Annotated in this window: 24 protein-coding genes; 11 read left to right on the top strand and 13 right to left on the bottom strand. The window is 50.7% G+C overall.

Annotated features, from left to right (window positions below; all coding sequences use genetic code 11):
• The first annotated feature begins 98 nt into the window (after positions 1 to 98).
• Both J7E85_RS29285 and J7E85_RS29290 read left to right on the top strand, forming a co-directional pair.
• Positions 99 to 992, top strand: coding sequence for a hypothetical protein (locus tag J7E85_RS29285; RefSeq protein ID WP_215163455.1), 894 nt, complete (start codon positions 99 to 101; stop codon positions 990 to 992).
• Between the two features lie 530 nt (positions 993 to 1,522).
• Positions 1,523 to 2,434: a hypothetical protein gene (locus J7E85_RS29290; protein WP_215163456.1), complete on the top strand. Its 912-nt coding sequence runs from the start codon at positions 1,523 to 1,525 to the stop codon at positions 2,432 to 2,434.
• A gap of 249 nt (positions 2,435 to 2,683) precedes the next feature.
• On the opposite strand, the gene J7E85_RS29295 is transcribed toward J7E85_RS29290, so the two are convergent.
• From J7E85_RS29295 to J7E85_RS29310, 4 genes are all read right to left on the bottom strand, one after another.
• The gene (locus J7E85_RS29295) at positions 2,684 to 2,905 is read right to left on the bottom strand and encodes a YezD family protein (protein WP_215163458.1); all 222 of its coding nucleotides are present in this window, start codon (positions 2,903 to 2,905) and stop codon (positions 2,684 to 2,686) included.
• Positions 2,906 to 3,050: 145 nt separating this feature from the next.
• Positions 3,051 to 3,917, bottom strand: a complete 867-nt coding sequence (gene cysW, locus J7E85_RS29300; protein ID WP_215163463.1) for a sulfate ABC transporter permease subunit CysW — start codon at positions 3,915 to 3,917, stop codon at positions 3,051 to 3,053.
• Between the two features lie 13 nt (positions 3,918 to 3,930).
• Positions 3,931 to 4,779 (bottom strand): sulfate ABC transporter permease subunit CysT, encoded by an 849-nt coding sequence (gene cysT / locus J7E85_RS29305; RefSeq protein WP_215163465.1) that lies wholly within the window; start codon positions 4,777 to 4,779, stop codon positions 3,931 to 3,933.
• Positions 4,780 to 4,817: 38 nt separating this feature from the next.
• Positions 4,818 to 5,894, bottom strand: coding sequence for a sulfate ABC transporter substrate-binding protein (locus tag J7E85_RS29310; RefSeq protein ID WP_215163466.1), 1,077 nt, complete (start codon positions 5,892 to 5,894; stop codon positions 4,818 to 4,820).
• A gap of 360 nt (positions 5,895 to 6,254) precedes the next feature.
• On the opposite strand from J7E85_RS29310, the gene sleB reads away from it, so the two are divergent.
• Entirely contained in the window at positions 6,255 to 6,914 is a 660-nt protein-coding gene (sleB, locus tag J7E85_RS29315; RefSeq protein ID WP_215163467.1) for a spore cortex-lytic enzyme, read from the top strand.
• A 178-nt stretch (positions 6,915 to 7,092) separates the two neighbouring features.
• Here the strand turns inward: sleB and J7E85_RS29320 are convergent, their stop codons facing one another.
• Positions 7,093 to 8,166 carry a lactonase family protein gene (locus J7E85_RS29320; RefSeq protein ID WP_215163468.1) on the bottom strand — a complete coding sequence of 358 codons (1,074 nt, stop codon included), beginning with the start codon at positions 8,164 to 8,166 and terminating at the stop codon, positions 7,093 to 7,095.
• Positions 8,167 to 8,401: 235 nt separating this feature from the next.
• On the opposite strand from J7E85_RS29320, the gene J7E85_RS29325 reads away from it, so the two are divergent.
• From J7E85_RS29325 to J7E85_RS29335, 3 genes are all read left to right on the top strand, one after another.
• Positions 8,402 to 9,562, top strand: a complete 1,161-nt coding sequence (locus J7E85_RS29325) for a stalk domain-containing protein (protein WP_215163470.1) — start codon at positions 8,402 to 8,404, stop codon at positions 9,560 to 9,562.
• A 178-nt stretch (positions 9,563 to 9,740) separates the two neighbouring features.
• On the top strand, positions 9,741 to 10,124 hold the full coding sequence (locus J7E85_RS29330; protein ID WP_215163471.1) for a cytochrome-c oxidase: 384 nt from the start codon (positions 9,741 to 9,743) through the stop codon (positions 10,122 to 10,124).
• Between the two features lie 147 nt (positions 10,125 to 10,271).
• A complete protein-coding gene (locus J7E85_RS29335) occupies positions 10,272 to 10,682 on the top strand; it encodes a hypothetical protein (protein WP_215163472.1) in 411 nt (136 codons plus the stop codon).
• A 152-nt stretch (positions 10,683 to 10,834) separates the two neighbouring features.
• Here the strand turns inward: J7E85_RS29335 and J7E85_RS29340 are convergent, their stop codons facing one another.
• The 3 genes from J7E85_RS29340 to J7E85_RS29350 all read right to left on the bottom strand — a co-directional run bounded on the left by J7E85_RS29340 (position 10,835) and on the right by J7E85_RS29350 (position 13,090).
• Positions 10,835 to 12,238 (bottom strand): DUF4179 domain-containing protein, encoded by a 1,404-nt coding sequence (locus tag J7E85_RS29340; RefSeq protein ID WP_215163473.1) that lies wholly within the window; start codon positions 12,236 to 12,238, stop codon positions 10,835 to 10,837.
• Positions 12,231 to 12,761, bottom strand: coding sequence for a sigma-70 family RNA polymerase sigma factor (locus tag J7E85_RS29345; protein WP_215163474.1), 531 nt, complete (start codon positions 12,759 to 12,761; stop codon positions 12,231 to 12,233). The genes J7E85_RS29340 and J7E85_RS29345 overlap by 8 nt, the downstream gene beginning before the upstream one ends.
• Before the next feature lie 137 nt (positions 12,762 to 12,898).
• Positions 12,899 to 13,090 carry a hypothetical protein gene (locus tag J7E85_RS29350; protein WP_076322272.1) on the bottom strand — a complete coding sequence of 64 codons (192 nt, stop codon included), beginning with the start codon at positions 13,088 to 13,090 and terminating at the stop codon, positions 12,899 to 12,901.
• A gap of 229 nt (positions 13,091 to 13,319) precedes the next feature.
• Here J7E85_RS29350 and J7E85_RS29355 point away from each other — a divergent pair, with 229 nt between their 5' ends.
• The 3 genes from J7E85_RS29355 to J7E85_RS29365 all read left to right on the top strand — a co-directional run bounded on the left by J7E85_RS29355 (position 13,320) and on the right by J7E85_RS29365 (position 15,214).
• Positions 13,320 to 14,039, top strand: a complete 720-nt coding sequence (locus J7E85_RS29355) for an MBL fold metallo-hydrolase (RefSeq protein WP_215163476.1) — start codon at positions 13,320 to 13,322, stop codon at positions 14,037 to 14,039.
• Entirely contained in the window at positions 14,036 to 14,596 is a 561-nt protein-coding gene (locus J7E85_RS29360) for a TetR/AcrR family transcriptional regulator (RefSeq protein WP_215163479.1), read from the top strand. Before J7E85_RS29355 ends, J7E85_RS29360 begins: the two co-directional genes overlap by 4 nt.
• A 126-nt stretch (positions 14,597 to 14,722) precedes the next feature.
• Positions 14,723 to 15,214 (top strand): cytochrome c biogenesis protein CcdC, encoded by a 492-nt coding sequence (locus J7E85_RS29365; RefSeq protein WP_076322275.1) that lies wholly within the window; start codon positions 14,723 to 14,725, stop codon positions 15,212 to 15,214.
• A gap of 365 nt (positions 15,215 to 15,579) precedes the next feature.
• Here the strand turns inward: J7E85_RS29365 and J7E85_RS29370 are convergent, their stop codons facing one another.
• The gene (locus J7E85_RS29370) at positions 15,580 to 16,593 is read right to left on the bottom strand and encodes an NADP-dependent oxidoreductase (RefSeq protein ID WP_215163480.1); all 1,014 of its coding nucleotides are present in this window, start codon (positions 16,591 to 16,593) and stop codon (positions 15,580 to 15,582) included.
• A gap of 224 nt (positions 16,594 to 16,817) precedes the next feature.
• Positions 16,818 to 17,078 carry a metal-sensitive transcriptional regulator gene (locus J7E85_RS29375; protein ID WP_076322276.1) on the bottom strand — a complete coding sequence of 87 codons (261 nt, stop codon included), beginning with the start codon at positions 17,076 to 17,078 and terminating at the stop codon, positions 16,818 to 16,820.
• A gap of 344 nt (positions 17,079 to 17,422) precedes the next feature.
• Here J7E85_RS29375 and J7E85_RS29380 point away from each other — a divergent pair, with 344 nt between their 5' ends.
• Positions 17,423 to 19,171 carry an alpha-glycosidase gene (locus J7E85_RS29380; protein WP_215163482.1) on the top strand — a complete coding sequence of 583 codons (1,749 nt, stop codon included), beginning with the start codon at positions 17,423 to 17,425 and terminating at the stop codon, positions 19,169 to 19,171.
• 65 nt (positions 19,172 to 19,236) lie between these two features.
• Here J7E85_RS29380 and J7E85_RS29385 read toward each other — a convergent pair whose 3' ends face one another.
• The 3 genes from J7E85_RS29385 to J7E85_RS29395 form a co-directional block, all read right to left on the bottom strand.
• Positions 19,237 to 20,112 carry a UbiA-like polyprenyltransferase gene (locus J7E85_RS29385; RefSeq protein ID WP_215163484.1) on the bottom strand — a complete coding sequence of 292 codons (876 nt, stop codon included), beginning with the start codon at positions 20,110 to 20,112 and terminating at the stop codon, positions 19,237 to 19,239.
• Positions 20,113 to 20,124: 12 nt separating this feature from the next.
• The gene (locus J7E85_RS29390; RefSeq protein WP_215163485.1) at positions 20,125 to 21,432 is read right to left on the bottom strand and encodes an aspartate aminotransferase family protein; all 1,308 of its coding nucleotides are present in this window, start codon (positions 21,430 to 21,432) and stop codon (positions 20,125 to 20,127) included.
• 107 nt (positions 21,433 to 21,539) lie between these two features.
• On the bottom strand, positions 21,540 to 23,519 hold the full coding sequence (locus J7E85_RS29395; RefSeq protein WP_215163486.1) for a peptidase U32 family protein: 1,980 nt from the start codon (positions 23,517 to 23,519) through the stop codon (positions 21,540 to 21,542).
• Positions 23,520 to 24,137: 618 nt separating this feature from the next.
• Between J7E85_RS29395 and J7E85_RS29400 the strand changes: the two genes are divergently transcribed.
• Positions 24,138 to 24,722, top strand: coding sequence for a TetR/AcrR family transcriptional regulator (locus tag J7E85_RS29400; RefSeq protein ID WP_215163488.1), 585 nt, complete (start codon positions 24,138 to 24,140; stop codon positions 24,720 to 24,722).
• Positions 24,723 to 24,743 lie beyond the last annotated feature (21 nt).

Below are 24,743 nucleotides of genomic sequence, written 5' to 3' on the forward strand. Positions count from 1 at the left end.
TGCATAACGACTTAATTCGCATTACTAAGGTTGTGTGTTTGCTGGAATTTGTCGTTTTTCTATGACGTAATCGCAATGTAAAGGAGATTATCCATACAATGAAAAAAAAATACGTCCGCTTGCTGGCCCTCTGTCTCGCAGGCAGTCTGCTGCTGCTAAGCAGCTTCTCCCTTCAGCCTGATGCGGCTACAGCCGAATCCCGCCAGAAGGCAACCTGGTTCTGGGATACCCCGCAGATTCAAGATTCGGCTGACGACATTCTGAATTTTGCCACCAGTCAAGGCGTCAATGTGCTCTATCTACAGATGAACCGTGATGTTCGGCCCGAATATTATCGCAGCTTTATCCGCCAAGCAGGTGAACAGGGGATCGAGGTTCATGTCCTTGGCGGTGCGCCTAACTGGGCGCTGGAAACGGAGCGTCATCGATTAGAAACTTTCATTCAATGGACCGCTGAATATCAGGCTTCCGCTGCTCCGAATGAGCGCTTCACCGGCATTCATGTCGATATCGAGCCACATGTGCTGACCGAGTGGAAAACAAACCAGGCCTCCGTGATAAAGCAATGGCAAGCTAGCGTCCGCTATCTGGTCCATGAAGCGCACACACTGAATCTGCCCATCGGTTCCGACATGACATTCTGGCTGCACAGCTACCAACTGCCGGACCAGTCGATGTCGATCAGTCGGTGGATGATCCAGCAGTTCGACCAGGTCGTCATTATGGCCTATCGTGATCAAGCAGATAACATTTACAGCGTCGCTGCCGCCGAGCTTAAGGAAGCCGATGAACTCGGCAAGGAAGCCCTGATAGCCGTAGAGACCAAATCGAGCAATGAGGGAGCTTACATTACCTTTTTTGAGGAAGGCACGTCCTATATGGAGGAACAGCTGTCCAAGGTATGTACCAAAGCGGAGAAGCACCCTTCATTCTCCGGGTTCGCCATTCATGACTACCGATACTGGAAGGCATTATACGACTTTAAGCGTTGATTCAACTTTTGAGCTTCATTTTCCTTATCACAACAAGGCTGCCTAGGGCAGCCTTGTTGTTTTTTATGTTTCCTTCCTTTCCCTTTCCTATAGAAAGGGGCCGCCTTTCCCCCTGTCTTCCTTCACAGATATAATGTTTACCGGGGAATAGCATCTTTTAGGATCATGTTTCCTGTATACTTGCTACGTTCACGACTGAAATCACCTTCCGTTATGCATCATTTGTATATGATCAAGCCGTTAAGACGAGGAGCAGTACATATCCGAGTGTGATTTTTACCCGTCGGAAAGGTGCCTTGGTTATCTGTACTTCCGTCATGCGGCTTCTCCCCTTTCATCTAAGGATGTATTATCTTGTTTCTATATGATATGTACTTCCCTTCGGAATGTTATCCACATACAAAAATGTTTCCGTGATGCAAATGAGAGCTTGAAACTTGATGAATTCTCTCTTCCCTGTCATTCATTCCCTTGAAATCCCTCCCTTGTTGTGCAATAGTGAAAGGTAGAATATTGAAGGAGGGATCCGCTTGTCCCTTACGGAATGGATGGTTGATATCTTTGGCTCACTGGACACGCTCGTGGCCGTGCTTCTTGCCACTGCGGTATTTTCGGGCCTGTACATATACAGTGCATCCCGGCTATTGGGTGCACGGAAGGATTCACTCGCTCGCATTCGTCAGTCCTTGACGATTTATACCAGACTAGCCGGACCTCTGGGAACCCTTATCAATCGACCGACCCGAACGGCTGTCCCCGACGACCTGTTGACCCGGCTTCTGCAGGAATGCAAATCCGCTGACCTGTTGACGCGGGAGCTCCACGAACAGATTGATACCTTTCTTAGCGATCGTGATGAATCCAGACTAACAACACTTCACAAGCTGCTGGACCGCGAGATCAACAGACTTATGAAGGAGCGCGACGAACTGGTTGGGCGGCTCGAGAAACCGGGTTGGGGTATGGGATTTTGGCTGCTCTTGAAACCTGCCGTACCTGCCATTTCACTGGGTGCCGCGATCCTATGGACGACGATTCTCGTCCAAGAACTAAGGCAATCTTCTGCCTGGACAAACCCCGAGGTATGGTGTCTATGGCTCTCCAACATAATTGCCACGATCTCTTTTTACCGACTATTGATGGATTCCAGAAGAAGAACGCATGGTGTGATCTATACCGTACTGCATCTGCTGATTGTAGCTTCAGCCCTGTTTAATCCGATCTGGAGCGAGGCCTCGCCTTATGTTTTGGCTACCCAATGCTTGCTGTATCTGGCGGGTTTCCGGGTTACAGCCACCCGCAAGCGCCGTGAACGGCCCTATGCCGGACACCCGGATCTAATGGAACAATTCCTTCATCCTACGGGCGAGAATGACCCTCTTAGTGAGACGGGAGGTTCCAGCGACCCGGAGATCACTAACAGCCCTCTGCGATCCAGATAAGATAGCAACGACATGAATATTACGAGATACAACCCGTGCCGAATTCAACGGCCGGGCTGTTTTTATATCTCCGCAATCCTGAATCCCTATGTTCATATAAAAAAAAAAGAACTCCCGCATGATTACCAAAACGCACTCCTGTAGTCTACGTCGGTTAACACTCAGTGTGTTTCTCCAAAGTCTACTGGGTAAGGTGTACTTATGGCATCTAAGGAAATTCTTTTCTTGGTACTCGATAACCCTTGGGGATCATCTTGCATTCGTTCTTCGCTGTTGGCCGGATGCCCGGGACGGTCCTGACGTCTTGACCGTTCCGGAGGCCGTATTCTCGAAACGCTTGCGCTCCGTTCGTTCCATCTGAACGATCTGACCCTCATGCACTACAATTTGCAGCGAACCGAATTCCATGTCGTTCAGCAGGCTGGCTATGCGTTCGAGCCACATTTCATCCACTTTTAAAGGTTTAGCCATGGATACGCCTCCTCACCGGGCAAAGCCCAAATCTATTTACTCATCCCCACAAATCGAAGTGACATTCTACCTGCACGTTTCCATTATTCATTCTTTTCCAACCTACATAGTATGAATTAACATTAGCATGGGTTGGAAACGACTGTCAATGGGCATTTTTTCGCGTAAACCAATTTTTGAGCAGCAGGGTTACGACGGCTAATAACAGCAATATTGAGGCCACCGCGAACGATGCTGAAAACTGATACTCATTATACAAAATTTCGACATGAAGGGGCAGCGTATTGGTCTCGCCGCGGATATGACCGGATACGACGGACACGGCCCCAAACTCACCCATGGCTCTGGCGTTGCACAGAATGATGCCATACAATAGCCCCCACTTGATATTGGGCAGGGTAACCCTCCAGAATATTTGCCAGCCCTTGGCGCCCAGCGTTACAGCTGCCTCCTCTTCCTTCGTCCCTTGGTCTTCCATCAGCGGGATCAGTTCCTTTGCCACAAAGGGAAACGTGACAAATAATGTAGCCAGAACAATGCCGGGCACGGCAAAAATAATCTTGATATCATGGCTTTCAAGCCAAGGGCCAAACCATCCCTGCCGACCGAAGATCAGCACGAAGATTAAACCTCCGATTACCGGTGATACCGCAAACGGCAGATCCAGCAGTGTAATCAATAGATTTTTGCCTTTAAAACGAAACTTCGTTATGGTCCATGCTGCAATAACGCCGAATATCGAATTCAGCGGTACCGCAATAGCCGCCACCAGTAAAGTCAGCTGAAGCGCAGATAGAGCATCAGGATCGGATAAGGCGGCTACATAGACCTCCCAGCCCTTCTTAAGCGCCTCGGACATCACCGTAATCAGAGGCAGCACAATAAGCCACAACAGCACAAGCCCAGCCAAACTTATGAATGTCCATTTCACCCACTGCTTCTCCGCTGCCGCCGGAGAGGACGACGTATTTCGTTTCGCTGCAGGAACGGCAGCGGGTACAGTTCCAGCCATATGTATCCCCTCCTTAACGCGCGGTTTTCCGCGTCCAATGTTGTAACATATTGATGCCGAGCAGCAGTGCGAAAGAGATGAGCAGCAAAATTAAGGCAACCGCCGTCGCGCCGGCATAATCAAACTGCTCCAGCTTCGTCATGATTAGTAGCGGTGCAATCTCCGTCTTCATCGGCATATTCCCCGATATGAAAACCACGGAGCCATATTCACCGATGCCCCTGGCAAAAGCGAGCGCAAATCCGGTCAGCAGCGGCGGAATCAAGGTCGGCAGAATGATGGTGCAAAACGTGCGCCATCGGCCAGCCCCGAGCGTGGCAGCAGCCTCTTCCGTATCCCGCTCCGCGTCCTCCAGCACCGGCTGTACCGTCCGCACAACGAACGGTATGCCGATGAACATGAGGGCCAGCGTGATGCCTAGAGGAGAGAATGCCGCCTTGATCCCCAGCGGCTCCAGCAGCGATCCGATCCAGCCGTTAGCGGAATAGATCGCGGTTAAAGCCACCCCCGCTACTGCCGTTGGCAGGGCGAAGGGCAAATCGATCAGAGCATCCCACAATTTTTTGCCGGGGAAATCATACCGCACCAGCACCCAAGCCAGCAGCAGCCCCAGTATCGTATCCGCAAATGCGGCCAGCGCCGCTGTCGTCAGACTAACCCGGTAGGAGGCCAGCACCCTCGGATCGGTTGCAACCGACCAGAACTTCTCCCAGGTTAGTCCGGTTTGATTGAGAAGCAGCGCCGACAGCGGCACAAGCACAACCAAGCTCATATAAAGGACGGTCAGTCCCATGCCGATTCCAAAACCCGGGAGCACGCTGCGATTGTTTCTGCTTTGCTTCTGTACGGGGAGTACTGCCATATCCATTCATCCTTTCCTGCCTTCGGCGGTTATGCCGATCAGCTGCCTGGCACGTAAATCTGATTAAAGATGCCGCCGTCATTGAAATGCTTCGTTTGTGTCTCTTCCCATGTTCCAAACACGTCCTTGAGTGTAAACAATTCGATAGCCGGGAATTTCTCCTTGTACTTGTCAGCCACGCTGGCAAGCGTTGGACGGTAGTAGTTCTCCGCCGCAATCGTCTGCCCCTCTTCACTGTATAGATATTGCAGGTAGGCTTCCGCTACCTCGCGGGTCCCCCGCTTGTCGACGTTCTTATCCACGACAGTAACCGGAGGTTCAGCCAAAATGCTGACGGACGGATTCACGATCTCGAATTTGTCCGGTCCCAGCTCGTTAATCGAGAGATATGCTTCATTTTCCCAAGCCAGCAGCACATCCCCGATTCCACGTTCTACAAAAGTGGTTGTCGCACCGCGGGCTCCGCTGTCCAGCACCGGTACGTGGGTGAATAGCTCTTTCACGAATTCCTGTGCCTTCGCTTCATCGTTATTGTTAACCTTGAGTGCGTACCCCCATGCCGCCAGGTAGTTCCACCGAGCACCACCGGAGGTCTGCGGGTTCGGCGTGATCACCTCCACACCCTCCTTGATCAGGTCCGGCCAATCCTTGATGCCTTTCGGGTTGCCTTTGCGGACGAGGAAAACGATGGTTGAGGTGTAAGGCGCACTGTTATGTTCAAACTTGCTTTCCCAGCCTTCATTGATCAATCCGGCCTGATGGATCGCATCGATATCGTATCCAAGGGCCAGAGTCACCACATCCGCCTCCAAACCGTCGATAACCGAACGGCTTTGCTTGCCTGAACCCCCGTGCGATTGCTTAAATGTTACCTTCTGGCCTTGTTCCTTCTCCCAATGCGCCGCGAATGCTTTATTGTATTGGTCATATAACTCTCGGGTCGGATCGTAAGAAACATTGAGCAGTTCCACGCTCGGCTTGCTTGAACCCGAAGCAGGAGCGTCTCCATTGGCGGTTGCGACTGTCTCTGTTTTCTCTGCACCGCAAGCTGTAAGTGCCGCCGTCAGCATCACTGTTAATCCGATGAGAAGACCTTGCTTCAACACCTTTTTCATATGGATCACTCCCCCTATTATTCTCTACTAAACAGGCCGTATGGCAAAAAAAGACGGAGGAAGGCTCATCAGAACAGAGTCAAGCCGGTTTGTAACCGTGCCTGCTCATGGTCCTCGAGCGTTCCTCCGTCGATACGGTGAGAACAATACATTATAATTCCTACCTGTTTAGTATGTTATGTTGCTATTGTAATAAGTCCCTCTCCTGCTGTCAAACCTTTTTTCAAAAAATTTCAAGTTTAGGACCACACGGACCATAGAACCATTTTTGGTGCAACGAACGCAGTCACGACGCGGATTTCCATTTACTGATGGTTGTATGAACCCGCTTCCAACCTTATAATTCTACCCCAAAGGGAGTTGATCACCATAAGAAAGCCAAATCGAAAAATAATTTCTGCTCTTTTCCTTAGTATTCTTCTGTTCATGCCTGCATTTGCCCAAACGACGGAGGCAGCTCCGGTGTTAAAGCCTGGCAATGAAAACGGGGATGTCTGGGAGCTTCAATATCGCCTGAAAACGCTGGACTTCTACACGCAGCCGCTGGATGGCAAATATGGCGCAAACACGAAAACAGCCGTTACCCGTTTCCAAAAAGAATACGGTGTGCCAGCCGATGGAGTTACCGGCGCACAAACCTGGAGACAGCTGAAAAAATATACGTTAAATCAATCCGAAATGGATGTCATGGCCAGAGTCATTTATAGCGAAGCCCGCGGTGAGCCTTACAAAGGACAAGTTGCCGTCGGGGCTGTTGTCATGAACCGCATTCAATCCAGCGAATTTCCGAATGATATTCGGGGCGTCGTCTTTCAAAAAGGGGCCTTTACAGCCGTAGATGACGGACAATACTGGCTGCCCCCAAACCGGGCCGCCTATCTTGCCGCATTGGATGCCGTTCGCGGCTGGGATCCGACTTATGAATCCCTTTATTATTTCAATCCGAAAACAGCAACCAGCCAATGGATCTGGTCCAGACCGCAAGTGCTGCAGATCGGCAATCATATCTTTGCACATTAATGATTCATGGAATGAATCTTTAAACCAATGAATTCCTATAACCTTGCTAGCCAGTTTCCTCGCTAGTTGGAGGTTGAACACCGCGTTCTTGTCCATTGCTACTGGCAGGGGACGCTTAACAAAAGAAGCAGCTCAAGTCCCATTTTCGGGTCTTCGAGCTGCTTCTTCTTTATATAGGTTAACGTTTATTAGCCTTTGCCTTCTCCGCGGGACAGATGCATACCGGGCGCGTAACTTCTAGTGTATAACCCGTAGAAACCAGATTGCCCGTGTCCGGATCGATCCGATAACTTGCGATCAAACCATTGTCCTGATTCGCCGTCACTAGGAAGCCGTCCGGCATGATATTGAAATGGCGCGGCGTTTTACCGCCGGAAGACACCCAATTGACGGCACGGAGCGTACCGGTCTCCTGGTCGATTACATATTGAACGATGCTGTCATGGCCCCGGTTGGAGGCGTACAGATAACGGCCGCATGGAGATACCAGCAGATGGGCCGATGTGTTGTTATCCATCACTACGTCTTCTGGCAAGGTCGATATATGCTGCAATATTTTCAAATCCCCAAATGTTCCATCGTTTGCGTAAGCCGTTACCGTGCTGTTCAGCTCGTTCGTGCCATACACCCACTTGCCTGATGGATGAAAAGACACATGCCTCGGGCCCGAGCCTGGCGGCAGACTGATCTCACGGTGGGTCACAAGTTTGCCTTCCTCCAGCCGATACAGGTTCACATCATCCATGCCCAGGTCACTGACCACGATATACTTGCTGACGGGGTCTTCAAATATCGAATGCGGATGTGCTTCCGATTGACGGTCATCGTGAAGACCGCGTCCGCTGTGCTTGATCTTGGAGGCCAGCTCTCCAACCCGGCCGTCTTCTTCTAATGACAGCACTGATATATGTCCATCGCTGTACCCTGTCGTAAACAGATACTTACCGTCCGATGTACGGGATACATGACATGCACCGGACGAGCCGGTAGACTGAACGTTCAGCAGCGTTAATTCACCGGTGACCAGATTGGCTGAATAAGCCGATACATCGCTTTCGCCCTTCTCGCTCGCTGCATACAATACAGAGATCGAATCATCGAAATCCAGATAGGTAGGGTTTTCTATACCAGCCGTACCACCTAAGAGACGCAGCTCGCCCGTACCCCGATCCATCGCCCCCCAATGAATTCGATTCTCTTCCTCCGAACCATAGGTTCCTATGTAAAATATCAGTTCCTGTCCTGCTGTCATGTGATCCACTCCTTTGTCTCATGAATGATCCGGTGAACCGGTCTGATTCTTATTATGTATTACCCATCAGGGCTCTGCGCTTACCGCCTTTTTTCAATTCGATCCGGCAAGCCGTCCCGCGTTGCTCTACCAATTATTACTCATAAAGAAATGTATTGCTAGCACTGGTTTTATCATGTACGATTACCACAATTACCACTCTATTCTATCATTCGTTGAAGGAGATGACAGCCAATTGAAGAAAAAAATCAGCCTACTGACGATCGCTTTCCTGTTCCTGCTCGCTACTGCGGCGCAAGCAGCTCCGGCAAATAATCAAGGGAATATCCGGGTCTACCTCGATAACCAGGAAATCAAATTTCAGACAGCGCCTATTATGAAGAATGGAGTCACCTTCGTACAATTCCGCCCTCTGTTCCAGGCCTTGGATTATAAAGTCAATTGGAACAGCACGAATAAACAGGTGACGGGTACATACCTCGATCAGAAGCTGCAGATGACCATCGGACAGAAAACCGCTTATGTCAATGGTGCAAAAACCACGCTTCAGATTGCCCCATTCACCGATGGCGGCAACACGCTGGTTCCCCTTCGTTTTGTAGCTGAAGCCACCGGACTGCCCGTGAAGTGGGATTCCAAGGCACGCACCATCAAGATCGACCGAGAGGGTGCAATCGATAAAGCCACCGATGAGGTGAAGAAGCTTTACCATACGATTGAAGAAGCTGGAAGTGCCAAGAAACTGGATGCTGTCATGAGCGCCTTCCATCCGAAATCTCCTGTTTTTGCGGAAATTCAGGAAAATTATCAGAACCAATTTAAGAACGATCTGCACGTATCTGCTGATGTATGGGAAGTAACGGTAGCCGGAACGTCGATCCATGCCTACACCAGCGTGACCCTCGACCGCACCGGCGGACCTTTTGCTTGGGATGCTACACTCCATTATGAGAATCTCTTGAAGAAAGATGCTTCGGGAGCATGGAAAATCTATGATCTGGTCCATTACGAGACGGAATATCTGGTCGGAGATGAACTGCTGGAAGCTCGTCCGGAAGTGCCAGCAACGGAACAAACAGCCATCGTGGCAACTATTGACACCCAGTCCAAGGGTTTCAATGAGGAGGATGGTCCGCTGCTTATGTCGGTTATTCATCCGGAATCGGCCTTCCACGAGATATTCCGCACCAGCATTGCGGAAGGCATCTTCGATGAGGTGAATTTCAACATCAAGTCCGATGAGCTCCGGACGGTCTTTTTCCAAGGGGAAGACGCCGTTGTCTATGCCAAAGAAAGCGATGATGCAGATGGTGAAATCATCCGTTCAACCTCTCTTTACTGGCTCAAGAAAGCCGAAGGCAAATGGCTGATCTATGATGTGCTGGAGCTCGAATAGGTCATCGGAATAACGAGTGTGTAAAACACGATTCACCGTGAATCCCCGGCAAGGGAGTTCACGGTTTCTTTTTTTGCTGGCTATAAAACATCGGTCTTCATTAAATCTTCCTCCCTCTTGGTCTACTTCACCATAGCTGACATATATCATAGTAGTAATCCATAAGAGGAGGGGTTATATGGGTGTTAAATTAATCAAGATCGCCGCTGTATACTTCGTACTGGGGATATTGCTCGGCATGTACATGTCGATCTCCCACAGCTACGATTACGTCTCAGTTCACACACACGTCAACCTTCTGGGCTGGGCATCCCTGGCTCTTGCAGGTGTTATTTATGTTCTGTTCCCCGCAGCCGGAGAATCCACCGCAGGCAAAGTGCATTTCTGGCTGCACAATATCGGTCTACCTATCATGATGATCGGCCTCGCACTGCTGGTAAGCGGCATGGAATCGGTAGAGCCGGTCATTGCCGTTGGAGGCGTTCTGGTAACGTTGGGCATTCTGGCTTTCCTCTATAATGTGCTAACCCATGTTAAAAGTACGCATAGAAGGAAACGCTGATTTCTGGCTTTGGATCCTCAAGGAATCGCCTCTATTTGGCGGTTCCTTCTTCATGTTCCATGCGCCTCTTTCATCGGAAGATGGGTCATAGTTACCGACTAATGGGTATAAGTAGATACCTTTCTCTTCGAAGGAGGCATCGTAGACATGGAAACAAACTCAGCAATTGAAGTCCAATTTCACTGCCGTCAGTGCCAAGCGGATATCGGGGTTACGTTCAAATCAGAACAGTTCACCACGGTACTCTGCCCGCAGTGCGATTACAGCTATTCACTCATGAGACCAACCATTGGGGAAGAGATCCTGCTGGATTGGGAGAAAGAAGCCGTATTCCAAAAAATCCGCGCGGATCAAACCGAGCATGACAAAATGGAGCTGATGCTCCTCGTCATTAAGGTCGTCGAGCTGCTGACCTGGCGGGATGAAGGAAATGGCCATATCCGCGCCATCGAAACGCTTCGTCAATGGCTGCTGCTTAACGGGGTACCCAAAGCTCTAATTGAACTCCTGGATGCCAAAGGATCCGAAGGCAGCTCCCCTACTGTGCATAAGGAATAGCGAAATCAAGCCCATGATTCAAGATACCATAAATAAAAAAAGGAACCGTCCTCCGGCCAACATGGTCGGGGGCGGTTCCTTATTCGTGTCGGTAAAATAACTTTAACATTCGGCGTTGTGATTATCCTGATGAGCTTTCAGCATCTCTAAATTTATTGAATCGGCACCTCGAATGCCTGCTCCATGACTCCGGGGTAGCTGCTAAACGTAAATGTGAGCGGCTGTGGATAATCCCCAGGTTTAAGGTGGATATACTGCGTGATAAGACTTACGTCGGTATCCGAAGAGGATCGGGACGAGGAACTGAGCCCCCCTGCATCTTCATTGATCCTATGCTTTTTCCCCTCTCCATCCACAAACTCCGGCTCAATCGATACACTGCCCATATGCCGGTCAGTCTGTTCTTCGTATTCAAATGTCAGGGTATGCCCCGTGTACTCTCCGAACCGAAGGTCGCCGTCCGGTGAACGGATGATCTCTTTCTTATCCGTATCCACCACGAGTTTCATCTTCGAGGGGTCCACCGCCTGGAATCCGCTTGCTTTCAGCGTGATTGATTCTGGCTTCTCCAATATATTGCTGTCGAAGAAGTAAGTCATATCCCCTCCCCCGGCACCGGGTAAGAATGCGGAATCACTGTTCAATCTGATCTTCTCACCGTTAACCACAGCTTCCAAGTACACATCCCATAAACCGGATACCTTCATCGTATTACTGGATGGGACGTTCGCTTTCAAGACAATTCCGGCAGGAGACAACACAGCTTCTTTCAAATAGAACCTCTGGCTCTCAATCTGCAGCATTTTATTGAGCGGAACGGTGCTGGTATACTTCTGAACTGTCTCCATATCAACGGATACGTTAATATCGAGCACCTGCTCGTTCTCTGTAGCGGATTCATAAACCGTATTCGTCGAATAGGGGGCGATCCTAAAAGATAACGTCAATTCCTCAGGTATAGGGTGGTTCTCACCCATCTGAATGTCCGATCGGGAATGGAACAGCTTGCCGGCACCAGGCTTAATCTCGGTTCCACCCGACGACCCGATACTGTAAGGCAACGATTCGCTGGATCCCCGGCGCTTCATCTCCACCCTCTTTAAGTCTGCGGGATTCTCCGCATGGTTCTGGACCGTATAGAACACCTCCATCTGCTGGGAGCCTACAAGTATCCCGTTCACCGTTACCGTAAAATCCCCCTTGGTCACCGATTGATTAACCTGCTGAATCATGCCATGTTTATTAGCCGAATTTAAAGTGATATCTTCTCCGAAATCAAACCCGGTCAAAGGCGGATACGGCCCTTGAGCCGCCATTTGCTTTTGGGGATTCACCAGCCCTTCGTTCCCGCTCCATACCACGAACAGCAGCGCAGCCGCTACGGTTACAACCACGGCAGAGACGGTGGCCATCCGTGCCCGGCCCCGCTGCGTGCGCCGTCCTCTTCGCATCCCGCTTCGCACCGCCGCGTCCAATGCTTCATCGGATACAACAGCGGAAATGATCTCCGCGTCCCTATTCATCTCCTTCAGCATTCGCTCTTCCTTCTCAAACATGGAATATGGCACCTCCTGGCTCGATTTTTTGCCGCAGCAGCTTTAATCCTTGATACAGCCTGGTTTTGACCGTCCCCTCTGGAACATCGAGAATATTCGCGATATCGCTGATCGTCATGTCCTGATAATATTTCAAAATCAGCACATGGCGGTATTTGGGCTTCAACCGGCTGAGCGCACGCTCCAGATCCAGCTTGCTATCACTGACCATCTCGGCAGCCGTCTCCTGGCTGCGAATTTCTTCAACCGGAACCATACGCTTTTTTCGTTTCTGCTCATCCACGCAGCAGTTAATCAGGATCCGAATGAGCCAAGGAACAAATGCCTCCGGATGTTTCAGCTTCCGGCACTTCATCCACGCCCGGCATACCGTCTCCTGCAATACCTCCAGTGCGTCACTCTCGTTATGCAAATAACTGTATGCAATTCCGTATAGGCGCCTTCGGTGCTCCGTAACAAGTGCATAGAACGCTTCCTCGTCCCCTCTGCAGGCAGCAGCCGCAAGCTCTTTATCTTCCATCATCCGATTACCCTTCCCCTCCGACCTACCTCGTTTGTTTTTATCTCTGTATATAAGACTGCGAAGCGATTCAAACGGTTTTTTTATTATCCACACAAAAAAAGTCCGCCCGGGCAGGCAGACTTGAACGTATCTCTCGATTAACTTCGTTTTCTGCGTCCTTTAAAGAAATAATGGTATCCCAGATATCCGATGCCGCATAACAGCAGCATAAGCGCAGAGAGCCAGATGACAGGAAGCAGATATGGCGTGTGCTGACTGGCTACATACAGAAGTACCGCGGAGAAGGCATACATCACCATCAGAAGTACGATGCGTTTGAAAATATCCATGTCGTCCGCCCCTCACCCTTTATCTCAATAATCCACAATTTTTTCCGTATATCTATCTTTATGGTAACTCAAAATGATGAAAATTGCACTCAAAATTTGGTAAATTTATAAAAATTTTAGGGGTTAAACGGACCTATTCATGAAAATGTTAAAATTAAGGCTTGATAAAACTAATCATATTAGTTATTATGCTAATATGATTAGTTTTGAGTGAAAGGGGAATTGTATTATGTTAACAACAACGATTGAACACGTGACTCAAATTTCTTTTCTTCCTCGCCTTTTCCCGGTAAATGTCTATCTTGTAGAAGAAAGCGACGGGGTTACGCTGATTGATACAGGTATGTCATTTTCCCAAAAGGGAATTCTTCAAGCGGCAGCCGCTATAGGAAAGCCCATCACCCGGATCGTGCTGACCCATGCTCACGGCGACCATGTCGGGGCGCTCGACGGGTTAAAGAAAGAGCTTCCGAATGCTTCGGTTTACATCTCGCGGCGTGATGCGCTGCTGCTAAAAGGAAATGCCGAGCTCCAGCCTGGAGAGCTGCAAACCCCGATTCGCGGAGATATTCCTAAGAACATAACCACCGTTCCGGATGTGCTTCTGAGTGACGGGGATTCCGTTGGCTCGCTCAAGGCCATCGCCACTCCCGGACATACGCCGGGACATATGGCATTCCTTGATGAGCGCAGCGGTATCCTGATAGCCGGCGATGCTTGGCAGACACGGGGCGGATTAGCCGTATCCGGTGTGCTCAAGCCCTGGTTTCCCTTCCCTGCCATGGCGACCTGGAGCAAGGAGCTTGCTCTGGAAAGCGCCAAAATGCTAACCGCACAGAAACCCGCCGTTCTGGCTGTCGGCCATGGACGGATGCTAAAGAATCCGGTGGCTGCCATGCAGCAGGCCGTTGCGCATGCGGAGTCTACTATGAGGAGGAATGCAAAATGAGTCCGAGACCCGGAATCGACCGGCTTCAACTGCTTCAAACCGCTGCCGAACTAGCAGATCAGGATGGGCTTCATACCGTGACCTTGGCCGCACTTGCCGGTAAGCTGGGCGTTCGGTCGCCTTCCCTGTATAACCACGTGGACGGACTGCCCGGTCTGCATGCCGCCCTGATGCTGTATGGCCTCCAGACATTGCATGATCGGCTGCTGAAGGCTGTCGCCGGCCGGTCAGGCGAGGATGCCCTGCGTTATGTATGCCTTACCTATGTCGACTTTGCCAGATCTCACCCCGGATTATACGAAGCCGCATTGCAGCCTCTCCGTCCGGAACAGCAGGAGGCGCAGCAAGTAGGCAATCAGATTGTCGAGCTTCTGCTCCAAATCTTAGCTCCTTATCAGCTCAGTGAGCCGGAGGCGCTGCATGCCGTGCGGACACTTCGCAGCCTGTGCCACGGCTTCTCATCTCTGGAACGTGGGGGTCAATTCGCCATGGATTTGAATGTAGATGAAAGCTTGGATTTTATGATCCGGATTTTCATCGATGGACTCCAGCCTTAAAGACAGCTGGTGCTAATAGCGTTGCTCCTCCCGCACCTGCCTGATTTTGCCTGGCATCAGAATGTGCTATAATCAGAAGGCAGCACATTGTCATGTCATTTTATTTATGGAAAGAGGTTCTGAATTGTGGTTAATTTCGATTCCCCAATTCTTCAGATAGGCTCTACGATTGTGATGCTGGTTATGGCATTGACCGTTATTTTCATTCGAATGAAAGCGAGTCACCGACCCGTCACCGTCAAGAAGATCATCATCCCTCCCGTTGCCATGAGCACCGGGTTTCTAATGTTCGTTGAGCCGCAAGTACGCATCCCGATATGGTGGGCGGGAATTGCCTTTCTGGTAGGCTGGTTCATCTTCTCCTATCCTCTGATTCGCAGCACCAAATTCGAGAAGGTTGATGGCCAGATTTTCATGCAGAAATCGAAAAGCTTTATTTACATTCTGCTCGGCCTGCTGGCTATCCGGCTTCTGCTCCATGGATATATCGAGCAGCATATTTCCATCCCGCAGACCGCGGCGTTGTTCTTCATGCTGGCTTATGGCATGATTGTCCACTGGCGCATTTCGATGTATCGCCAGTATCAGCAATTTACGACACCGGAAGCGGCTATATAGCGACATGTTCCATCGTTAACTATATAAGTTGAACTAAAGATTCTTAGCCTAAGCATCACTACGAATGCGGGTATTCTTCCGATCGCTGTTGCCCCCAGATTTCTTCGATACATTCATATCATGGTTAAAATCCGGGGGCAAAGGCGACCACTTCGTTTCTACATAATAATTCAGCCTTCTCCGTTGAAGTTCTTCTTTTCTTTAGTTCAATCTATATAGTCATTAAACTTAATAAGCGCAAAAAAAGAGTGCCGATGATCACGCAAGCCGGAAGGCTATGACCCTTCCGCTCGCAAAGCTCCCGTATGAGGAGGCTTGCGAAGTGCGTAAATTCGACACTCTTTTATTTTTTGTCTGTCAAAAGACTAACTTTGCCCTTCGCTTACCTTCACCAGCTGTTTCCCAAGATTCTCCCCGGAGAAGAGCCCCAGAAACGCCTCAATGGTCTTCTCGAAACCGTCGACGATATGTTCGGCGTACTGAATTTTACCATCCCTCAGCCATTCGGCCAGTTCATGCAATGCCTCATTGTACCGACTGGCGTAGTCGCCGACCAGGAAGCCCTTCATCAGTGCCGTATTGGTCAGCAGCAGACTCTGGATTCTCGGACCCGTATCGGGTTTCTCCAGGTTATAGAGTGCGATTTGGCCGCAAATCGGAATCCGTGCATTTTTGTTGATAAGATGCAGCACCGCATCGGAAACCTCACCGCCGACATTGTCAAAATAGACGTCCACCCCATTGGGGCAAGCTTCCGCTAAAGCCGATGCCAGATCTTCGGTCTGGTAATTGATCGCTGCATCATACCCCAGCTTCTCCGTCAGGTACTTGGTTTTCTCTTCAGAACCGGCAATACCGATCACCCGGGTCCCTTTGATCTTGGCAATCTGCCCGACAATCATGCCTACGGCGCCTGCGGCACCCGATATCACCACCGTCTCGCCTTCCTTCGGCTGACCGATATCCAGCAGTCCGAAATAAGCAGTCAAACCGGTCATCCCCAGCACACCCAAGGCGGTCGATACGGGTGCCAAATCCGGGTTGACCTTACGCAGCGTTCCGGTCCGCACGGCGGCAAAGCGCTGCCAGCCCCATGTTCCCGCAACAAAATCGCCTTCCCGATAGGTCGGATCTGTCGATTCCATCACCTGCCCTACTGCGCCTCCAGCGATAACCTGTCCTACCTCGTAGGGCTTCGCGTAACTTTTGGCATCACTCATTCTGCCCCGCATATACGGATCCACCGACAAATATACGGTCCGTACCAGGACTTCTCCAGCTTGCGGAACGGGCAAAGGCTGCTCCTCGAATGTAAAATCCGACTCATCCGGCATGCCTTGCGGCCTTTTGGCTAGTATAATTTGTTCGTTCACAGACATCTGAGTACCCTCCTTTAAAAAAACCGTCATCTTATCTTTACCCATTTTGTCCGTTTACAAATTTCCTAGCCCTAGCGCCAGACCCGTTAACGACCAGTGATCCTTTTGCGTTCGGGTACTTTTTAATTCGAGGGTTCCGCTAAAATTGAAGTGGTTCCATCATGAGTCGGATACCTGAGGGGAGCGGTTCATCCAGGCCTTCACCCTGCCTGCTATTCAAACCTTTACCTGCTCTTCACGAGCAGATTAACGGCATCCTGCACAAGCTTCTCCGTATCCTCACCGTTCGCTTCGGCCTGCCGTACACAATCCACCAGGTTGGAGCTGACAACAACGCCAATGGTCCGGTCGATTGCCGTACGCGAAGCGGATAATTGCGTGATGACCTCCCTGCAGTCCTTGTTCTCCTCCATCATCTTCAAGATGCCGCGAAGCTGTCCTTCAATCCGTTTGATCCGGTTTTTCATCTGATCGTCGTATTGCATGTGACTGTCCTCCTATAATACGTATCTGCACTGTCAGGCTTATCCTTGTCCCTATATTATACAACAAACTTCCGCTCTTTCCTTACGACCTGCCCCGCCAGCAGAATCCCGCTTAAGAATCTGCATCCTGCTGCTCGCTGCTGCATAGGATTAGCAACTTCGATATAGGGCTTGTATACGCCAAGAGCACATGGTATATTTTTAAATAACGAATGAAATCATAGTCATCCAGATCCAAACCTCATAATTTAAAGGCAATGTTATCTTACAAAGGTACAACCTCGGCTATTCATAGTCCTGGCTGTGCCTTTTTTTAATTTCACTTACTTAAGGAGGAATTATCGATGTTCTTGGAAGCCATCTATCACCGTCCGCGCAAAAACTGGTCCTACGCCTATAACGGTACGACCATCCATCTCAGAATCCGCACCAAAAAAGACGACATTACCGAAGTGTACGCCCTCGCAGGCGACAAGTACCTGTGGGATCAGACGATGGAATACATTCCGATGACCAAGCTGTCCTCGGATGAAATGTTCGATTATTGGGAGTGCGAGGCAACCCCTCCGTACCGCCGCTTGAAATACGGCTTCCTGCTTCAGCAGGGCGACGAGAAACGCTGGATGACCGAATATGACTTCCTGACGGAGCCGCCGGCCAATCCGGACCGCCTGTTCGAATACCCGTTCATCAATCCGGATGACGTTTTCCACCCGCCTGCATGGGTCAAAGACGCGATCTTCTATCAAATCTTCCCGGAACGCTTCGCGAATGGGGATACAAGCAATGACCCGGAAGGCGCCTTGCCTTGGGGCAGTGCCGAACCGACGCCGAAAAACTTCTTCGGCGGTGATCTTCAGGGGGTTATCGACCATCTCGATTATCTTAGCGAGCTCGGCGTTAACGCGATTTATTTCACGCCGCTGTTCACGGCAACAACAAACCATAAATACGATACGGAAGACTATATGGAAATCGATCCGCAGTTCGGCGACAAGGACACGCTGAAGAAACTCGTCGATCTATGCCATGCGCGCGGAATCCGCGTCTTGCTGGATGCAGTCTTCAATCATTCCGGCAGAACGTTTGCACCGTTCGTTGACGTGCAGAAGAACGGTATGAACTCCAAATATAAAGATTGGTTCTACGTTCGCTCCCTGCCCCTGGAAGTGGTGGATGGCGTTCCAACTTACGATACCTTTGCATTCGAGCCGCTGATGCCGAAACTGAACACGGAGAACCCGGAGGTTCGGGCTTACTTGCTCAAGGCTGCCGAGTACTGGATCAAGGAGACGGGCATCGACGGTTGGCGCCTGGATGTAGCCAACGAGGTAGGGCACAGCTTCTGGCGCGAATTCCGTCAAGTCGTGAAAAAAGCCAACCCGGATGCTTACATCCTTGGCGAGGTGTGGCATGAATCCTCCATCTGGCTGGAAGGCGACCAGTTTGACGCCGTCATGAACTACCCGTTCACGAATGCCGTACTGGACTTCTTCATCAATCGTACCGCCGATGCCGAGAAATTCTCCTTCATGCTTGGCAAACAGCTTGCCGGTTACCCAAGACAGGCCAGTGAAGTGATGTTCAACCTGCTGGACAGCCATGACACCGCAAGACTGTTAACGCAGGCGAACGGCGACAAACGCTTGATGAAACTTGCCGCGATGTTCCAGTTCACGTATTTCGGCACGCCTTGCATCTATTACGGCGACGAAATCGGCATGGACGGCGGGCACGATCCAGGCTGCCGCAAATGCATGGAATGGGATGAGTCCAAGCATGACAAGGACCTGTTCCATTTCTATCAAACGCTGATTAAGCTCCGCAAAGAGCATTCCGCTCTCCGTACGGGAACCTTCAAATTCTTGAAGGCCGAGAAGAACGGCGGTAAAATCGCATACCTGCGCGAGGACGACAACGAAACGATCCTTATTGCCGTCAACAACGACAAGGCGGGCAACACGATGACCGTCCCTGTGCTGGATCATCAGTGGACGAACCTGTGGAACGGCGAAAGCCTTAGCGCGAAGCAAGGCCAGCTGACCGTGAAGCTGCCGGCCTATGGCTTTGCCATCTTAAAGGCCGGTCAATAAAAATCAAACTCCCTTTGAATGCCATATGGCCCGTGTATGCGGGCTGGCAGTCGAAGGGAGTTTTTTTATCCGAGCAAAAATTGGTCGGCCAAGGTAAAGAGCAGAATCGTCAAACTAATCACCTGATTCAGGTTGTAGGATGCCAGATGCATCCGCCTGCGGCTGGAAGGCTTGATGATGCGATGCTCCACGGCAAGCAGTATCACCGAGACGGCAATTCCCGTCAAGTAGAGCCAGCCCAAGCCTTGGATAAAGTATAGGGAAACCAGCAGGATGACCATAATCCCGTGCAGCATTCTGGAAATGAGTAGTCCGCCCTCTAACCCAAACGCGCGGGGAATGCTCCACAAGCCGGTGCTGCGATCGAATTCGATATCCTGCGTTGCATAAATGATATCAAAGCCCGCGATCCACAGCATCACAACGGTACCGATGATAAACGGAATGAAGGCAAATTGGCCCGTTACGGCAAACCAAGCCCCGATCGGAGCCGAAGCAATCGTGAAGCCCAGGTACAGATGGCACAGCCAGGTGAAGCGCTTCGTGTACGAGTACGAGCAGATCAGTATAATCGCTGCCGGTGAGAGCCACAAGCAGAGCTGGTTCAGCATCCCTGCCGAGAGAATGAAGACGGCAAAGTTAACGATGACAAACACGTACACTTCGCGAGGCAGCAGAAGCTTCCTCGGCATATGGCGGTTCGCCGTTCGCGGGTTCGCGGCGTCGAACTTCAAATCGGCGATGCGGTTGAAGGCATTGGCCCCATTGCGTGCAGCAACCAGCGCAATCAACGACCACAGCATGACATGCCATGACGGTACGCCGCCCGCGGCCCAGATCATGGAAATGATCGCAAAGGGCAGCGAGAACAGCGTGTGGGAGAACATCACCAGTTCTCCGAACATTTTGGTCTTATGAACGACTTTATTGATCATTTGCATCCGGATCCAACCTCATTCGTTTACGAATTGGGATAACCCAGCCAGCACCTTGTCCAAGGCGCTGAGCATGGCCTCGATATCTTCCTCCGGAATCATCATGGCCGGCTGGAACGCCAGCACGTTTCGGCCGATGCCATTTTTGCCGATAATGAATCCTTCTTCCTTCATGCGCTCCAGAATGATATCCGTCCATACTGCGCTCTCCTCGTCTGTCGCTCCCCGGATTTCGGCCCCGGCCATAAAGCCCTTGCCTCGGACATCGGCGATCAGCTCGTATCGGCCCTGCAGCTCCGTCAGACCTTCGATGAGCCGTCCGCCGACACGCAGAGAACGTTCGACCAAGCCTTCCTGCTCGATGTAATCCAATACAGCAAGCGCCGTGGTCGATGACACCGGGTTGCCGCCGAAAGTGGAGGCGGATGGTCGGTTTAGACTGGCTGCAATCTCATCCGTCGTGGAGAAAGCGCCGATGGGCACGCCATTGCCTAGTGCCTTCGCCATGGTCAGAATGTCGGGCACGATGCCGTAATGCTCGATCGCAAACATGCGTCCTGTACGGCCGCAGCCTGTCTGGATTTCATCGGCAATCAGAAGAATCCCGTGCTCCTCCAGCATCGTCTTCAGCTCATGGAAATACCAATCCGGCGGTACGATCATTCCCCCGTTGCCTTGGATCGGCTCTACGATCATTGCGGCGAAGGTGTCTCCCTTATCCGCCAACACACTCGCTAAGGCATCCAGGGAGCGGCGAGCGGCAGCATCCTGATCCATGGCAGGATCATAGGGACGCGGAATAAATGTAGTCACCTCCTGGTCCAGGAAATCATCGGTACGCCACATCGGGATGCCGGTCACGTTCATGGTCAGGAAAGTGCGGCCATGAAGGCCGTATTCCAGCGCCAGGAAGTTGCGGCGTTTCGTGTGCAAACGTGCAACAAGCAGGGCGCCCTCATTCGCTTCGGAGCCGCTGTTCACAAAGAACGTTCGCTTTAGGTTGCCAGGCAAAACGCCGTTTGCCAACCGCTCCGCCAGATCCGTCATCGGCTGGGTAAGGTAAATGGTTGACGTATGCTGCAGCGTCTGCAGCTGTTCGATCGTTCTTGCAGTAATGGCTTCATTACAGTGGCCACAGGCGACAACCGACACCCCTGTGAAGAAGTCGACATACGCTTTACCATCATGGCCGTAAAGTTTATGCATCTTGCCGCTGACGATCTGAGGCGGCTCTTTGTAGAAATTAGCCGTGCAGGGGTAGCCGTACTCCCGACGCTTTGCCACGATAGCTTCGGGACCGATATACGTCGGATCTGCATGCGTCATGGATATTCACCTCTTTGAATTGATCTCGTTTCTCCCATGTTCCATGAAAATATATCAAAAATGATAGCCATATCGGGCTCATCTTCATCTCTGTTTCGAAGCTCATCTCATACTTCTGTCAGCTCAAGCTGCAGGGTATGGCCGAATTGGAGCGAGCCCAGTGTATAACCGGCATAGATCGGTGTCATGTCTGCATACAGCCTGCTGCATGAATCCAGATTCAGGGCAGCTTGGCGATATATCCGCACCAGGCCGCGAAGCTGCTCCGTTGTATACGTCTTCCCTTCAATGCGGAAATAATTCACGCCAGCTTCGTGCAGCTCCTTCAAGAACGGCATATTGCACAGCTCCTTCGACAGTGCCAAGTGGTTACGTCCCGCGGCATCCCGGTATACAGGGTTCTCCCCTTTATCCGTAAGCAGTACGAGATGACGGTTATCCACGAACCGGTTATCCTCTTCAGCTATGGGCTCAAACTCTGCCGCATTGGTGTATAAGTCATGCTCCAGATACATCACGATGGGCGATCCGTGAACGATGATCTCAACGGGAATCTCCGGATGACGCAGCAATTTCGTCAAATCATGGAGCTGAAGCTCAAGCGACGGATTGATTCTGGTTATGCCAAAATGGTTCTGGTAGAACGAAGCTGCCATATGGTTGTATATATTCAAGCTGAAATCGGCAATCATCGGCAGCCCTAGGGATTGAAACTTGTGCATGGCACCGATGTTGGATGCAAGCACGCCGTCCAGACCATAATGGTTATGCTCCTTGCCTGCACTGAGGAATTGATAATACTGCTCCATATGAAGCTCATTCATCATGCGGGGCATGCCAAGAATAATTTCGGCGTTCCCTTTATCCGCTGTCAAAGCTTCGATATCTTCACGGCCGAATGGAAGATCCGGTTGGAACACGTCACCTGTCAGGTAGATAACGTTCGCCCCTTCTTCGATTGCCGCACGGGCCTGCTCTACCGTGTTGACATGCACCGTGATTTGCGGAATCGACGTACCCGGCTGCTCACGCTTCGCATGACGAAGCGATTCCTTCACCTGAAGCACCCGTTCCTCCTTCATCTCGCGTTCCGCGGTAGGCGTGCTGAACACCTTCCCCGTACTGTAAAACTTGCCTGTTCCTTCATAACGGCGATTGATGAAATCCAGTCCCGGCTTGCCAAAAGCATAAGCTGTCGTGAAATCACGTTTCCGGTTTTTATGCAGCGTATCTGCCCCGTCTTCGCGGTTAAAACCTATCGGATCCGCAATGTAACGATCGATGGCATCTCCGTAAGCATTAACGACCATCAGCAAAAATTCGGTATCTCTCATGCGTCCTTCAATTTTGAAGCTGGTAATGCCGGACTTGACCAGCTCCGGAATATGCTCGTACATATACATATCTTTTGCAGCAAGTGGGTACTCGGTAGGATAGAGGTATCCGTCTTTTTTCACCCGATAATCCCAACGACAAGGCTTCATGCACCGTCCCCGGTTGGAGCTGTTGCCAAACAGCATGGAGCTGTACAGGCAGTTCGCACCGTGAACGGTGCACATATCGCCGTGCACGAAGTACTCGAACTCCATTCCGCTCTTAGCGTGCAGCACCTCCGCCGTCTTCAGGTCCATCTCGCGGGAAGCTACGATACGGGAAACGCCCAATGCTTTGACGGCTTCAATCATCTCCAGATTGTGCACGTTCATCATGACCGAGGAGTGAACCGGAATATTCGTATAGTTCATCTCTTGAATCAGGGGGAACACGGCCAGATCCTGCGCGATAATAGCATCCGGGCCAACCTCGTTCAAAAAGGCGAAGTAACGTTTCGCTTCCTCCAGGTCCTCTTCATCCATCAGGTTGTTCACTGTAATGTAGGCGCGTTTACCGCGCTCATGGGCCAATTGAACGGCTTCTCTGACTTCCTCATAACTTAAGTTATAGCCCTTGCGCATCATGCGCATATTCAGGGATGGCCCCCCGAAATATACGGCATCGCAGTTTGCGTCAATGACGGTTTTGAATATCTCGAATGTTCCGGCAGGAGCCAACAGTTCCACTTCTTTACCGTTAAAATAACGAGCCATCGTCCGTTCCTCCTAATCCGCTAAGTTTATTTTTTTCGATTGTAACATAATTCACAATTAACATTAGTGAATTATTTCACAGCGAAATTCGCAGTACGATCCCTGCTCCGAAAAGCATCTCAAGATTCGACCTTGCTTCTTTTATTGACCGATTGTTCATTCAATATTAAAATGAACTCATCAACCCGCCCGGCTGAATTCAAGATTCGATGCCGAGCTGCTTCCTGATTCGCTTCGTGATCAAAAGTGGACTTTTTGAACAACCTCTGAAAGAGTATCGGAACTGATTGTCATTGCACCAGCTCTGTCCGGTTTTCCTTATTCTGAGGAAATGCAAGCTTACATGCTCGGGGTAAGCGCTGCTGCCCCTGATATCGAGAAAATGATCGAACTGTGCATAGAGCCGCCGGCGATAGAGCGATTACAGGAAATCTCGGCCAAAACACTGTTTATCATAGGAGATCATGAACCGCCTGATAACCAGCAGGTAGGAGAACAATTTCGGAGGGCCGAACGTCCGCCTTGCCACCATTACAGGAGCGGATCACATGGTCACATTAACGCATCCGGAGGAGTTATCCCACCATATTACCAAATTTGTGAAGGAATGAAGATTTCATGCCACGCACACCCAGCGAGAACGAACGCATACGCCAGATAGCAAAAGACAAAATTTTAGAAGCCGCTATGGATTTGTTTATCCATCAGGGCTACCATGCCACTTCCATTAGTGATGTAGCCAAGCAAGCCGGAATATCCAAAGGGCTGCTTTATAACTATTTTTCAGGCAAGGAAGGACTGCTGGCCGCCATGGTCGAGGAGCGAATCGCAGGCGTGGCCGAAGTCATAGAGAATGCCGCTTCACTCCAAGCACCTGCAGAGCAGCTGAAATTTATTCTGGAGCAAGCCATCGACAACGTCTATCGGCAGCCGGAAGTATTCCGTTTTTACTTGCATCTTCAAACTCAGCCTGAAGCGGATCAGGAGCTGTTTCCCTACAGCAAGCGTCTTGTGGAAGAGGCTGCACGGCAGTTTGAGATTCAATGCCGCATATTCGAAGGCCTCGGAGTTCCCGAGCCGCGCAAGCGCTCCTTGTACTTCTCTTCTACCCTGCAGGGCATCATGCTGATGATATCCACGTATCCCCAGCACTTCCCCATTGAAGAAGTGAAGGAGCAGATGCTGAAGGAGTTTTGTCCTTAACAAAAAAAGAACCGAGGTTTC

The sequence above is a fragment of the Paenibacillus sp. ISL-20 genome (assembly GCF_018613005.1).
In the GTDB taxonomy this organism is placed as follows: Bacteria; Bacillota; Bacilli; order Paenibacillales; family Paenibacillaceae; genus Paenibacillus_AQ.

Bases quoted from the DNA above. Each gene is read 5' to 3' on its own strand.
- J7E85_RS29285 (WP_215163455.1), top strand. From the start codon at position 99: ATGAAAAAAAAATACGTCCGCTTGCTGGCCCTCTGTCTCGCAGGCAGT.
- J7E85_RS29295 (WP_215163458.1), bottom strand. From the start codon at position 2,905: ATGGCTAAACCTTTAAAAGTGGATGAAATGTGGCTCGAACGCATAGCC.
- cysW (WP_215163463.1), bottom strand. From the start codon at position 3,917: ATGGCTGGAACTGTACCCGCTGCCGTTCCTGCAGCGAAACGAAATACG.
- cysT (WP_215163465.1), bottom strand. From the start codon at position 4,779: ATGGCAGTACTCCCCGTACAGAAGCAAAGCAGAAACAATCGCAGCGTG.
- J7E85_RS29310 (WP_215163466.1), bottom strand. From the start codon at position 5,894: ATGAAAAAGGTGTTGAAGCAAGGTCTTCTCATCGGATTAACAGTGATG.
- J7E85_RS29320 (WP_215163468.1), bottom strand. From the start codon at position 8,166: ATGACAGCAGGACAGGAACTGATATTTTACATAGGAACCTATGGTTCG.
- J7E85_RS29330 (WP_215163471.1), top strand. From the start codon at position 9,741: ATGGGTGTTAAATTAATCAAGATCGCCGCTGTATACTTCGTACTGGGG.
- J7E85_RS29335 (WP_215163472.1), top strand. From the start codon at position 10,272: ATGGAAACAAACTCAGCAATTGAAGTCCAATTTCACTGCCGTCAGTGC.
- J7E85_RS29340 (WP_215163473.1), bottom strand. From the start codon at position 12,238: ATGTTTGAGAAGGAAGAGCGAATGCTGAAGGAGATGAATAGGGACGCG.
- J7E85_RS29345 (WP_215163474.1), bottom strand. From the start codon at position 12,761: ATGATGGAAGATAAAGAGCTTGCGGCTGCTGCCTGCAGAGGGGACGAG.
- J7E85_RS29350 (WP_076322272.1), bottom strand. From the start codon at position 13,090: ATGGATATTTTCAAACGCATCGTACTTCTGATGGTGATGTATGCCTTC.
- J7E85_RS29355 (WP_215163476.1), top strand. From the start codon at position 13,320: ATGTTAACAACAACGATTGAACACGTGACTCAAATTTCTTTTCTTCCT.
- J7E85_RS29360 (WP_215163479.1), top strand. From the start codon at position 14,036: ATGAGTCCGAGACCCGGAATCGACCGGCTTCAACTGCTTCAAACCGCT.
- J7E85_RS29370 (WP_215163480.1), bottom strand. From the start codon at position 16,593: ATGTCTGTGAACGAACAAATTATACTAGCCAAAAGGCCGCAAGGCATG.
- J7E85_RS29375 (WP_076322276.1), bottom strand. From the start codon at position 17,078: ATGCAATACGACGATCAGATGAAAAACCGGATCAAACGGATTGAAGGA.
- J7E85_RS29380 (WP_215163482.1), top strand. From the start codon at position 17,423: ATGTTCTTGGAAGCCATCTATCACCGTCCGCGCAAAAACTGGTCCTAC.
- J7E85_RS29385 (WP_215163484.1), bottom strand. From the start codon at position 20,112: ATGCAAATGATCAATAAAGTCGTTCATAAGACCAAAATGTTCGGAGAA.
- J7E85_RS29390 (WP_215163485.1), bottom strand. From the start codon at position 21,432: ATGACGCATGCAGATCCGACGTATATCGGTCCCGAAGCTATCGTGGCA.
- J7E85_RS29395 (WP_215163486.1), bottom strand. From the start codon at position 23,519: ATGGCTCGTTATTTTAACGGTAAAGAAGTGGAACTGTTGGCTCCTGCC.
- J7E85_RS29400 (WP_215163488.1), top strand. From the start codon at position 24,138: ATGCCACGCACACCCAGCGAGAACGAACGCATACGCCAGATAGCAAAA.